Origin of the sequence: Vibrio brasiliensis LMG 20546 (assembly GCF_000189255.1) — a bacterium.
In the GTDB taxonomy this organism is placed as follows: domain Bacteria; phylum Pseudomonadota; class Gammaproteobacteria; order Enterobacterales; family Vibrionaceae; genus Vibrio; species Vibrio brasiliensis.
Map to the genome: position 1 here is coordinate 90842 of NZ_AEVS01000049.1, position 13354 is coordinate 104195.

At 46.0% G+C, this 13354-nt stretch carries 9 protein-coding genes; 6 read left to right on the forward strand and 3 right to left on the reverse strand.

What is annotated here, in order from left to right; genetic code table 11:
- The first annotated feature begins 1 nt into the window (after position 1).
- Together fdhD and RH46_RS08115 are read left to right on the forward strand one after the other, a co-directional pair.
- Complete coding sequence (fdhD, locus tag RH46_RS08110) at positions 2-832, forward strand: formate dehydrogenase accessory sulfurtransferase FdhD (RefSeq protein WP_006878926.1); 831 nt, start codon at positions 2-4, stop codon at positions 830-832.
- Positions 833-953: 121 nt separating this feature from the next.
- Positions 954-2840, forward strand: coding sequence for a methyl-accepting chemotaxis protein (locus RH46_RS08115; RefSeq protein WP_006878927.1), 1887 nt, complete (start codon positions 954-956; stop codon positions 2838-2840).
- A gap of 57 nt (positions 2841-2897) precedes the next feature.
- Here RH46_RS08115 and RH46_RS08120 read toward each other — a convergent pair whose 3' ends face one another.
- The gene (locus RH46_RS08120; RefSeq protein WP_040895424.1) at positions 2898-4490 is read right to left on the reverse strand and encodes an ABC-F family ATPase; all 1593 of its coding nucleotides are present in this window, start codon (positions 4488-4490) and stop codon (positions 2898-2900) included.
- Positions 4491-4833: 343 nt separating this feature from the next.
- Between RH46_RS08120 and RH46_RS08125 the strand changes: the two genes are divergently transcribed.
- Positions 4834-7179 (forward strand): ATP-binding protein, encoded by a 2346-nt coding sequence (locus RH46_RS08125; protein WP_006878929.1) that lies wholly within the window; start codon positions 4834-4836, stop codon positions 7177-7179.
- Between the two features lies 1 nt (position 7180).
- Positions 7181-8053: a mechanosensitive ion channel family protein gene (locus RH46_RS08130; protein ID WP_006878930.1), complete on the forward strand. Its 873-nt coding sequence runs from the start codon at positions 7181-7183 to the stop codon at positions 8051-8053.
- 43 nt (positions 8054-8096) lie between these two features.
- Here the strand turns inward: RH46_RS08130 and RH46_RS08135 are convergent, their stop codons facing one another.
- The gene (locus tag RH46_RS08135; RefSeq protein WP_006878931.1) at positions 8097-10127 is read right to left on the reverse strand and encodes a sensor histidine kinase; all 2031 of its coding nucleotides are present in this window, start codon (positions 10125-10127) and stop codon (positions 8097-8099) included.
- Positions 10117-11565, reverse strand: a complete 1449-nt coding sequence (locus tag RH46_RS08140) for a sigma-54-dependent transcriptional regulator (protein ID WP_006878932.1) — start codon at positions 11563-11565, stop codon at positions 10117-10119. The genes RH46_RS08135 and RH46_RS08140 overlap by 11 nt, the downstream gene beginning before the upstream one ends.
- Positions 11566-11825: 260 nt before the next feature.
- On the opposite strand from RH46_RS08140, the gene RH46_RS08145 reads away from it, so the two are divergent.
- Together RH46_RS08145 and RH46_RS08150 are read left to right on the forward strand one after the other, a co-directional pair.
- On the forward strand, positions 11826-12644 hold the full coding sequence (locus RH46_RS08145; RefSeq protein WP_006878933.1) for an ABC transporter substrate-binding protein: 819 nt from the start codon (positions 11826-11828) through the stop codon (positions 12642-12644).
- Between the two features lie 6 nt (positions 12645-12650).
- Positions 12651-13349, forward strand: a complete 699-nt coding sequence (locus RH46_RS08150; protein WP_006878934.1) for an ABC transporter permease — start codon at positions 12651-12653, stop codon at positions 13347-13349.
- Positions 13350-13354: the final 5 nt, after the last annotated feature.

Below are 13354 nucleotides of genomic sequence, written 5' to 3' on the forward strand. Positions count from 1 at the left end.
TGTGGTTAAACCAAATATTATTAGAACCAGTGAAAACCCACTACAAACTCTGGAAGTCGAAGTCTTCGATGAGTACGGTGAAAAACTCACGAAACAGATCGCTTGTGAACGCCCTCTGACAGTTATGCTTAACTGGAAAGAAGTCGTAACATTAATGACTTTAGGCTCAAGACCTGAATCATTAGTTATTGGCTATCTTAAGAACCAAAGTTTTATCAGTGATCCGCAGGCGTTAGAGTCAGTGATTATCGACTGGGAAACCAACACTGCTGCGGTTATTACGAGTGAAGATACTCAGCAAGTCGAAACTGCGCTTAAGAAGAAAACGGTCACCTCTGGCTGTGGTCAAGGCACCATGTACGGCAACGTAATGAAGCAACTTGAAGATTACCAAGTACCACAGATTAAAATTAAGCAGTCAGAAATCTATTCTGCGCTCGAAGCTCTGACTCACTACAACGATACCTACAAAAAAGCGGGGGCGGTTCATGGCTGTGCGGTATGTAAAGCCAATGAAGTGCTCTCTTTTGTCGAAGATGTTGGTCGTCATAATGCAGTCGATACACTCGCTGGTGAAATGTGGCTAAACCAACAGAGTGGCGAGGATAAGATTTTCTACACTACTGGTCGCTTAACTTCTGAGATGGTCATAAAAGTGGCTCAAATGGGCATTCCCGTTCTTCTTTCTCGCTCAGGTGTTACCCAAATGGGACTGGACCTGGCTCATAAATTTGGTATTACCACCATTGCGCGCGCTAAGGGGTTACGATTCCAGGTATTTACCGGCGCCGAAAAGATGGAATTTGATGTAAAGGGTTCAGATCAAACTTAACCGTTACTTGCAAATCGCCTCCCATACGCTATTAGTTTTATATTCCCTGTCATAAAAGTGTAATAAACCGCATAACAAGTAGGGATACATCTCGTCAATTGGCTAAACATGGGAGGTGTTCATGTCTGAATCACCTGAAAAACAGCGTTTCACGCTGTCACTGTCGATCAGAATGAAGCTGATCTTAATCAACCTGACTCTGCTTGTTGGGGTTGGTATCTACGCATACTACGAACAGACTAGTCTCAATCGACTCGCCTCTCTCGAACACGCCGCTAGCGAAAACCTTAGCAGTTCCGTCGATCTGCTGATGTTAAGACGCCATGAGAAAGATTTTCTCGCCAGAAGAGACAGTAAATATATCGGTCGATTCGATACCACCTTCGAACAGCTTTCACAGCGAATTGTTGACCTCCAACAGACGCTAGCTTCACAGCAGCTTAATCTCAATCAACAAGAAAGTCAGATTGTTTCCACTCTTGACCAGTACCAGAGCCAATTCCATCAACTAGCCCAACTTGTGAATCAAATTAATGGCAAGGATTCATCAACCAGCCTCAGCTCGCAACTCTCCACTGATCGCCTTGAGCTTAAGCAGGTGGTTAATCAACAGCAGGATCAGGTGTTGAAAGTGACTTTGCTTGAACTACTCGAATCAGATTTAAGTTACCTCGCGTCGCCAAGCGAAGAGAGTATCGCTCTGTTTCAACAATCGTTAACGCGTTTCGCTTCTCGTCAGCTACCTGATGAGATCATTCAGGGCTTTGTTCAGTACCAACAATCCGCTAATGCGCACATAGAAGCCATTGAGAAACTCGGTTTAACTTCTAGCTTAGGGCTAAGGGGCTCGTTGCGTGCCAATGTTCACAAAACGGAACAAGCGATTGCTGATTTACAAGGTCAGATTGATACTGCCATTGAAGCGGCAACGGTCTCCATCAAGAATCAACTCCACATGATTGGCGGTGCGATTGTGGTGCTGCTGTCTGGCCTGCTGTTCCTGATTGGCCGTAGTATCCTAAGCCGTATCAAAGCGATTAACCGTTTAATGCAGCAGATTGCATCCGGCAATGGCGACCTTACTGTTAGGATGAACGCGAAAGGCAACGATGAGCTCGCCACTCTGGCGAATTCGTTTGATCTGTTTATCTCTTCGTTACATGGCCACATCAAAGATCTTGCGCAAGTTATGGGTGTCCTAAGTGAAAGCTCATGCAGTTCTGAACAATCTGCGCTTAAAAGTATGAAAAATGCTGAGCAGCAAAAGCTTGAATCAGAGTCAGTCGCTACAGCAGTTAATGAGTTGGTCATGACCACCAATGAAATTACCGCCAACATTGAGTCAGCGGCCAGCAATGCTCAGCATGTGACTAACGAAGCGAAGAACGCGCTTGAACTGACTCATGCGACAGGTAAACGTATCGATTCTTTAGCTGAAAGCATTGAGGATTCTCAGGCACAAATCATTGCTCTGGAGGAACAGAGTCGCGAGATTAATCAGGTTATCGCAACGATTCAGGGTATCGCTGAACAAACCAACTTGTTGGCTCTGAATGCAGCCATTGAGGCTGCGCGAGCCGGTGAAAGTGGCCGAGGCTTTGCCGTTGTTGCGGATGAAGTACGTCAGCTCTCTCACCTGACTAACAGTTCGACGCAGCAGATTGAATCCACTATTCAAGGCTTAACACATAGCATTTCGAATACCGCTAAGACCATGCAGACCAGTGCCGAGCAAGCACGTACAACCAATCACCATACTCATCATGTTGTGGAGGCTATTGAACAAATCAACGCGCAGGTCAGCGAGATGTTCGATATGAATACTCAAATTGCCACAGCTTCAGAAGAGCAATCTATGGTATCAACTGAAATTGACCGAAACATCACTGAAATCGCCCACCTTGCTAATGATACTTATCAGGTTGTATCTGGGTCTGTGCGATGTAGTGAGCAAGTCTCCGGTGTCAGTCATAAGCTCGAGCGCATCGTAGCTCAATTTAAGTACTAAAGCGGATACAAAAAAGCCTCCATTAACGGAGGCTTTTACTGTACGGGTTATCGAAGATTAACCATCAATACCACGAGCTTTAAGGAACTCAGCGTATGTCCCTTTGAAATCGGTGATCTTGTTGTTCTTGATTTCAATAATACGGGTCGCTAGAGAGTCTACAAACACACGGTCATGAGAAACGAAGAACAGTGTCCCCTTGTATTGCTCAAGCGCGTTGTTCAGTGACTCGATAGATTCCATATCCATGTGGTTAGTCGGTTCGTCCATCAGTAGCATGTTTGGTTTATGCATCATGATCTTACCAAGCAGCATACGACCCTGCTCACCACCAGACAGTACTTTGACTGACTTCTTGATGTCATCCTGAGAGAACAGCATACGACCAAGGAAGCTGCGAACCACTTGTTCATCATCGCCCTCTTGACGCCATTGACCCATCCAATCCATCAGGTTCAGATCTTCTTCAAAGTCATGAGCATGATCTTGCGCGTAGTAACCGATGTTAGAGTTCTCTGACCATTTGAATTCGCCAGTACGTGGTTCCAGCACACCCGCTAGTGTGTTCAGAAGGGTCGTTTTACCCACACCGTTTTCACCGATAATAGCAACGCGCTCACCCACTTCAAAAATTGCGTTGAAATCGCTGAACAGATCTTCTTCGAAGCCCTGGCTTAGGTTTTCAACGATTAGCGCGTTACGGAACAGTTCTTTCGACTGCTCGAAACGGATAAATGGGTTCTGACGGCTAGAAGCTTTCACCTCTTCCAATTGGATCTTATCGATCTGCTTGGCACGAGACGTTGCTTGTTTCGCCTTTGAAGCGTTAGCAGAGAAGCGAGCAACGAAAGTTTGCAGTTCAGCAATTTGCGCTTTCTTCTTAGCGTTGTCAGACAGTAGACGCTCACGAGCTTGTGATGCCGCTGTCATGTACTCATCGTAGTTACCCGGAAAAACACGTAGCTCACCGTAATCCAAATCCGCCATATGAGTACATACAGAGTTAAGGAAGTGACGGTCGTGCGAAATGATGATCATAGTGCAGTTACGCTGGTTTAGTGTTTCTTCCAACCAACGAATGGTATCCATGTCCAGGTTGTTGGTAGGTTCGTCAAGCAGCATGATGTGTGGGTCAGCAAACAGTACCTGCGCCAATAGCACACGAAGTTTCCAACCAGGCGCAACTTCACTCATTAGGCCATAGTGCTGCTCTTCTGGGATACCTACAGCAAGAAGAAGTTCACCCGCTTTAGCATCAGCCATATAACCATCCATCTCAGCGAACTGGACTTCAAGATCAGCCACCAGCATGCCTTCTTCTTCACTCATCTCTGGTAGTGAATAGATACGGTCACGCTCTTGCTTAACTTTCCATAACTCTTTGTAACCCATGATAACCGTGTCGATTACCGTGAACTCTTCATAGGCGAACTGGTCCTGATTCAGCTTAGCGACACGTTCGTTAGGATCGTAACTTACGTTACCACCCGTCGGCTCTAGTTCGCCACTTAGGATCTTCATGAAGGTTGATTTACCACAACCATTCGCGCCAATCAGACCGTAGCGGTTACCCTCACCGAATTTTACCGAAATGTTCTCAAACAGCGGCTTAGCGCCAAATTGCTGTGTGATATTAGCTGTACTTATGATAGGACTATCCCCCTAATGAATTAGCCTTAATAATCAGTTATATAGGGCTAATCGCTTAATGTCTTGGTGTAAATTTCGCGGTATTGTAACAGGTAAGAAGTGTGAACTACATAACATGATGCAGATATATTAAAAACAGATGAGAATATAGCCCGTCACCAGTCAACGTAATGCTTGTCAGTCGTTTCTCAAATTTCTTAGCTCCACTATTAATGACATCGGTATGACACTTGACGCAAAGTTAAGAATATAGTTTCGCACCTTAAATTTGTTGGTGTTTCACTCGCTTTCAATTTTAAACCAACTAAACTAACTCTAACCTCATAAGTTATAAGAGATTTTTATGCGTTTTATCGTACGCTTTTTATGTATGGTCAGCTTAATTACAGCCCTTCCCGCTTTGGCAACCTGGCAATATGACCTTAAGGCAATTCCTCAGGTAGACAGTGTCAGCAGTGACATTGAACAGGAAATCACTACGCTGCCTGAAGTTCTGTTTATGACGGCGCAGGATAAGCGCAAGGTCAATCAACTGCTTGATGCGGTTATTGCCGAACAGCAGAAACAGATCACGCTATTTGAACAGCACCTCATCGCTTATCGAACTCAAGGCAGTGAAGAGACCTGGTTTGACACCGAGTCGAGTTATCTGACCCTGACCAGTCTAGGCCAGAGTAAAGAACAATTACTGGTTCTGACCGATCCAGTGACGCGTGACAAGCTTACTGGTTTTGGTCCCTACGGCGTGACTCAGTTTAAGCAAGAGTGGCATCAAACTCAGCTTAACCTCGAATACTGGATCCATTTCCAGTTACGTAGTTTTAAATCGCTGGTTGATGAAGTACTGATTTCTCCTATCCCGGTTATTTGGGCTGGTTTGAAAGTTCTGTTTATCTACTTTGGCTTAGTATGGTGGCTGGCAAACAGTAAACGATTGATCACCCTTTTCAAAGAGACTCAACTCGAAACCAGTAATAAACCGCCACTTTGGGTCCGCTTGGTTTGGTATGTAAGTCGCGCGAATCGAGCGATTGCTTTTCTTGTTGCAATCACTCTCTCATTACGTGTTCTCTCTGGCATTCCGAGTCTGCAGCATCTGATCATCCTCGAGATATTCACCTGGTGGGTGCTTGGTGGTTCGATTGCGATCAGCTTTATTCTTGAATTCGCTTATCGAAATAGCCGCTCTTCTAACCCAGAAGTCATTGCGTTAAGACTCTCGACCATTCGTCGCTACGTGTGGAGCGCAATTGTCGCCGGTGTGATCCTACAAATCTCCATGCGTACGCTAGGTAAAGGGACGATTTATTACTGGATATACAGTGCCCTTTACGCGTGGTTTGTATTGGTTACCTTGTCTATTCTTCGTCTGTGGCGCAGCAAAGTGTTTGCCACTGTAGAGCCTTTATCAGACCGTCCTGTATGGGTTAACTGGGCGGTAAGCCGCAAAGACGCCCTACTACTTAATATCCCAGCTACTGCAATGGCAATGGCCTGGCTGATGGTGCACAACTTCAAACATAGAATCGTTGCAGCGCTCTCCAACTATAGCTTCTTTAGTCAGGCACTCGCATATCTGTTCCGTATCGAGGTGGCTAAGCAGACTGGTAATAGCAATGGTCAGAGTAACCTGGTCCGGGTTAAAGGTGATGAAACTTTTGAGTATGTATTGCCGGGTAATTTCGATAGCGCGATCATCGACTATGCAGGCGATGAGGTTAAACAATTATCGAAATACCTGATGAGTGACAGTCCTGCCATCTGTGTTGTATCAGGCGAACGAGGTGTCGGAACCACGACACTTCTGCGTGGATTGCTCAATAAAGTAAAAAATGCCGAACCTATCTACCTAAGTTGTCCTTACTCTGGCTACGGTGAGTTACTTGCGCACTTGGCAGTAAGTTTAGGTCTTGAGGAAGAGGCCAGTGAAATACAAATCTTGTCGCACCTGCGCAAAAGTGACACCTCTTATCTTATTGCAGTAGATAATGCCCAGCGTTTGGTAAAACCTATGGTTGGCGGACTGTCTGATTTAATTCGTCTGACTAACCTGCTTCGTCGTTCAAAGAAGAACCATCGCGTGGTGATAGCAATCGAAAAAGCCAGCTGGCGTTTTGTTGATCGTGCCCGAGGCGAGCGTCTGCTGTTTGATTTGGTCTGTTTTCTTCCCCGTTGGACAGAAAAACAGGTCCACCAACTACTCGATACTCGAATCAATCAAACCAATCAAAAACCAATCTCATTCGAGGGGCTTGTTGTTCCAAAACAGTGGGATCAGGAAGAAGTCACGGAAGAAGAACGTGCTAAACAAGGCTTCTATCGCATTCTTTGGCACTACTCAGATGGCAACCCAACGGTGGCGCTGCGCTTCTTCAGACTCTCTCTTAACCGTGATAAGCAGACAGATCAGGTGTTCATCCGTCTGTTCCGTGCTCCTGAATCTCAAGAACTGGAGAAAATGCCAAAACCTATGCTGGCGGTCTTGCGTTCAATTGTTCAATTAGAGATAGCCTCGCCTGAGGTGTTATCTGAGTGTACTCAATTAAGCATTGCCGAAATCACCGGAACGCTGCGCTACTTCCAGAGTCGCGGTTATATTGAATGGCTTGAAGACAAAGCTCGCGTCTCTGACCACTGGTTCCGTCATATAACGAATGTTCTCGATCGTCAGCATTTATTGGTGAAGTAATATGAAAAAGTTTCTATTTGTTTTATTGCTAGTGACCTGCCCAGCTTTCGCTTCTGAGGAAGTTGCTAGTGTCGAGAACATCGGACAGATCGCCAGCCTGATTCGCTGGAGTGGCGTGTTCTTCTCATTGTTGGTGATCGCTGCGACCTGGCTGTTGCTTAAGTTTATCAACTCTATGGTCGAGAGTATCGGCGGCCAGTTTGCCCAATACCGTATGTTGCTTCAGAAGCTGCAATCCTTTATGCAGTTCTTTATCTACATGAGTGCGGGTATTCTGGTGTTTATGATGAGCTTCCGCATCAACGATCAAATACTTGCCCTTATTGGCGGTACGCTTGCGGTATCAGTCGGTTTCGCACTTAAAGACCTTGCCGCTTCATTCATAGCGGGTATGACGGTTATGGTCGACCGACCATTCCAAGTTGGTGACCGCGTAACCTTTGAGGGAAATTACGGTGATATTATTGCCATTGGCTTGCGCTCTGTGAGGATGCGTACGCTTAACGATGACATCATCACTATCCCGAACAACAAGTTCCTCAATGAGGTGACTGTCAGTGGTAACTATGGTGCACTAGACATGCAAGTGGTGATTCCATTTTATGTCGGTCTTGATGAAGACATTACTCTGGCTCGTGACCTGATACAGGAAGCCGCCTCTTCAAGTCGCTATATCCATCTGCCTAAGCCGGTTACAGTGCTCGTCAAACAGACCATCACCGACAATTACCTTGCGATTCAGTTAACCTGTAAAGCGTATGTAGTTGATACCGCCTACGAAAAACTGTTCGAAACGGACATCACCTTAAGGGTAATGAAAGAGTTCAGAAAACACGGAATTTGCCCACCTAAGATCGCTGTCAACGCAGGTTAATCTTAGCGATTAAAAAGGCCAGAGTTTTCGCTCTGGCCTTATTCTATAGGTTGGTTATTTTCAGCTCGGGTTCGGCTCGCTCAGGCAGGTAGATACTAAAGCAGCTGCCTTTGCCCCACTCAGACGTTACTTTCAGCTCGCCACCAGACTGACTGAGAATACTCTGCGAAACTGACAATCCTAACCCGGTGCCGTCACGTTTCGTGGTATAGAAAGGCGAGAAGATTCGTTTCAGGTTCTCCTCTTTAATACCGCAGCCATGATCCTTAACGTGAACAATCGCGCCGACAGATTTGCCACCTTCTATCCAATCCTCGGTAGAAATACTCAACAGACCTTTGCCTTGCATAGCATGAATACCATTCATTTGTAGATTAACCAGTATCTGCAATAACTGATGACGGTTAACTTCTACCGACGTGTGCGCAGAAAGGTCAGTTTCAAATTCGACACCGCGCTTTTTGGTACCCGTCTTAACCAGAGTAATACTCTCTTCGACAATTGGGTTAACGTGTTGCCAGGTAATCTCATCCTGAACACCGCCCTGACGACTGTATTGCAGCAAGCTGCGGGTGATATTACGAATACGATCAATCTGAGCGTGGATAGCTTCTATCTCTTCTTTGACTCGGTTAGAGTCATCGCCAAGTTCGAACTGCATCAGCTCAACATTACCAAGAATCACTGCGGTTGGGTTGTTGATTTCATGGGCGATCCCTGCGGTCAGCTCACCAAGGGCTGCCAGTTTCTCATTCACGACCAACTTATCGCGAGTTTGGTTAAGCAGTTTGATGTGCAGCTCAAGTTCTTCCGTTTTCTCTTTCAGGCTGGCGGTTCGATCCTGAACCTTACATTCCAGCTCATTGGCCGCATGTAACAGTTCATTTTTACGTTGTTTGAGCAGATCTAGCATGTTGTCGAACTGTTTAGCCAGCTGCGCCAACTCGTGGTTTTCATCCAGACCAAGGGGACCGATACGAGTCTCCTTACCGAGCTGAATCATTTTCACCACACGGTGAATATGCTCGATAGGGATAAACAGATCACGGGAACCTCGATAAACCAATAGGCTAGAAATCAGCAGCAGGATCAAGGTTGTAATGGAGATCTCGGCAATATTGGTCATATACGTGGTGACAAACGGCCACAGCAGATATCCGGTATAAAGCATACCAATGACGTTATCGTACTGGTCGTGCAGTGGCTGATACGCAGTGATGTACCAGGCATCATAAACAAAGGCTAAGTCGACCCACTCTTCCCCATCAATCAGCACTGAGCGCTTCACTTCATCGGATACTCTTGTGCCAATTGCGCGCCCTAATCTATCGTCACTATCAAGCGGGACGTTGGTACTGACACGCAGGTCATCCAAAAACACTGTTAACGTCCCTACCGGACGAAGACTGTCCTGTTTAGAGGGATAGATTAAGTCTCGGATGGTGTCGACAAGCCCTGTGCTGTTGTTGAGCAGCAAGCCGCCGTCAAGGAATCCTATGATGTCATTGGTTTTGTTATAGATTGGAATCACGGTTCGACTAACTAAACCACGCCCTTCAATCTCACTACTATTCAGAATCGGTGTCTGAGCACGCTTTACCAGATCCGGACCTAAGCTACTCAGTTCCTTCTGGGTTAATACATCAAAGAATGACTCTCTCCGAGTCAGATCCATAAAGCGAAATTTGTTTTCCAGGCTGTCGACCCGATGGAAACGTAAGAAGTCCAGTTTGTATTCGATTCGCTGCTTAGAGACCCATTGCTGTAATTCAGACTCTATAACCTTGCTATCATTAACCCGGCTAACAAAATCGTAAGAGTTGGCAAACGCTTTAACATGGTTAGCTTGTCGTTCCTGAATCAGCTCAATACTGTTTTCAGCCACGCCAAGACGCTCAGAGACATCAATCAGGGCACTCTGCCAAGTATAATGGATAGACCAATAGATGGTGATACCAATCAACGCCAACAAGGTCAGGAATATCGGCGCTGAGGTCAGGATCATCAGCCGGTAGCGCACCATGGTTTTAAACCGATAGCGCCATTTTGACCACAGCGACAGATTAGTCGGCATAGGAGGACTCCTCGCTATCCCACTCTTTGTATTTACGCTCTAACGTCTTACGTGCTACACCTAAATCGCGTGCCGCGGCTGACTTGTTGCCATCATGGTGATCGACTAATTGCTGGATATGCGCTTTCTCGACCTCTTTCAATGCCCAACTATTCGGGTAGCCAACACCACTGTTTGTCTCAGTAGCCAACTCTATCAGCTCAACACCACTGGAAACGTTCATCGAGACTGATGGCTTAAATGTATCGCCATGAAGCTCTCGCCAATAGTGAGCTGGAGGCTTGCCAAGCAGAATGCAACGTTCGATCAGGTTTTTAAGCTCACGAATATTACCTGGCCAATCATACTCGTTCATCGCCAACACATCTTCGTGAGCCCATTTAGGGTCTGGCATCCCTAGCTCCGAAGAGAGAAGCTTAGTAAAGAAAGGCACTAGCTCTATCAGGTCTGCTTTTCGCTCTCTTAACGGAGCAACGTCAATTTTGAGAACATTAAGACGATAGTAAAGATCAGAGCGGAAATTCCCTTTATTGACCTCTTCTTGTAGGTTGCGGTTCGTTGCTGCCACGACTCTGACGTCAACAATTACCTCTTTTTCACTACCGACAGGTCTAATTGTCCGCTGTTCCAGCACCCTTAACAGGGCCGATTGCATTGGTAATGGCATCTCACCGATTTCATCAAGAAATAGCGTGCCACCATTCGCTACGCGGAACATGCCCTCGCGACTTTTCTTTGCACCGGTAAACGCGCCTGCAGTATGACCAAACAACTCACTTTCAAGAAGTTCTGGGGCGATCGCACCGCAGTTGATTGGTACAAATGGTCCCGTTCGCTGACTGGCATCATGTACGCCCCTGGCAACAAGCTCTTTGCCTGTGCCCGATTCGCCCTCGACCAACACTGAGGCGCGTGAAGGTGCAAACTGGGTAATCAGCTGCTTGAGTTGCTTGGTTTTGTCAGAACCACCGACAATGTCTGTGGCGATGTGGCGCTTAAAGTCGTGACGTAACGCAAACTGATGACGCTGTTCGAGTCGCTTGTCCATACAGCGCTGAACCGCATGCAGCATCTGTTCTAAGTTAAATGGTTTAAGAATGAAATCAGTCGCGCCGAGTTTAATTGCCGATATAGCAGTATCTAAGTCTGCATAGCCGGTCATAAATATCACGTCAGCTTTTTTGTCTTCATCACAAAAGGCTTCTTCCCATTCAATACCCGAGCGTCCCGGCAGGTTGATATCCAAAATGATCAAATCATAGTGATTTGCGCATCGCAGCACTTCTGCATCTTCAATGCTTCCGGCACAGTCAACTTTTGAAAACCATTTGCTTAGCGCTTTATTTAAGATCGCTTGCATTCCCGATTCGTCATCAACGACAAGAACGGAAAATGCCTGATATTGTGAGGCTTTGTTAGGATCGAATGAAGGAGGCATTGTATTCCACACTAAATGAGTGACTATTGGGACAGAGTGTACCAAGTTTCACTCAGGCGGTTACAATTAATGTGAGACATTTTGTCCCCCATCAAACTTTTAATGTCTAAGTTATTGATAATTCGTTTGAAAAAGATCGCAATTTTTTGGCATCAAGATTGCTAAATATGCATGCCAATTTATAACACAACCATGTTGGTGGCGATATCGTATTGCATACAGGTATCGAATAACGATTAAATAATGGATTAATAACAACTATGAAAGCACTTACTTTTACACTCGCAACAGCGTCTTTAGCCCTTGTAAGTTACTCTGCTTCATCTGCGGATGATGCTCCTCACGTTCGACTAGCGACCACAACCAGTACTTACCACTCTGGTTTGCTTGACTACCTTCTGCCGCAATTTGAAAAAGACACTGGTTACAAAGTTGATGTTATCGCTGCTGGTACCGGTAAAGCTCTTAAGATGGGAGAAAATGGTGACGTAGATTTGGTCATGACTCACGCACCAAAAGCAGAAGCGAATTTCGTCGAAAAAGGCTATGGCGTTCTACCACGCAAGTTAATGTATAATGATTTCGTAATCGTTGGTCCTCATTCAGATCCTGCTAAAATCGGCGAGCAAAAAGATGTCGCTGACGTATTTAAGAGCATTGCCAACATGAACGCGACCTTCGTTTCGCGCGGCGATGATTCAGGCACTCACAAAAAAGAGAAAGGCATCTGGCAACAGACTAAGATCGAGCCAAACTTTGGTGGCTACCGCAGTGTCGGTCAGGGTATGGGCCCTACTCTGAACATGGCAAACGAAATGCAGGGTTACACCATGACAGACCGCGGTACATGGTTGGCTTACAACAACAAACTTGATTTAGAAGTACTGTTCCAGGGCGATAAAAAACTGTTCAACCCGTATCAGGTTATTCTGGTAAACCCGGAACGTTACCCTAGCATCAACTACCAAGGCGCTAAGGAGTTTAGTGATTGGTTAGTGAATCCAAAAGGACAGAAGCTGATTAATGATTTCAAACTCAACGGTAAGCAACTATTTGTCGCTAACGCTAACGAGAAATAATCTTAGATGAGCCTGTGGCAAACAACACTCGATGCGCTCACCTTATTGGTGAGCCTCGACAAAGAACTTTGGGAGATCGTTGCGGTCTCCTTTAGTGTCTCCTTATCCGCAATTTCTATTGTGTTGTTCCCTGCAATCATTTTTTCCTTTGTTCTGGCTTATACCGAGTTCAAAGGAAAATGGGTGTTCCTCTCGCTGATCAATACACTTCAGGCAATCCCAACGGTCGTTATCGGTTTACTACTCTACATGCTGTTATCGCGTGCAGGCCCGCTTGGTGACTGGCAGATGCTATTTACTCAGAAAGCCATGATTGTTGGTCAGATGCTGATCGGTTTCCCAGTACTTGTTTCTATGATGCACGGTGCGCTGCAGTCAAGTGACCGCAGAGCTGTTGAAACCTCGATCACTCTTGGCGCTTCGATTCCACGTATTATTGCAACCATGATTTGGGAGACTCGTTTTCCACTTCTTGCCGCTGCGATCGCTGCTTTCTCACGCATTGTTACTGAAGTCGGCTGCTCGACCATGGTTGGAGGCAATATCATGGGCATCACACGAAATATCCCGACAGCGATTGCGATGGAAAGCCACAAGGGCGCATTTGCTCAAGGTGTCGCACTGGGCATAGTGCTACTGACTCTAGCTTTAGTGTTGAACTTTATGCTGACCAGTATGCGCGGCAAAGGCTACCTCAGAACTTAAGGGCG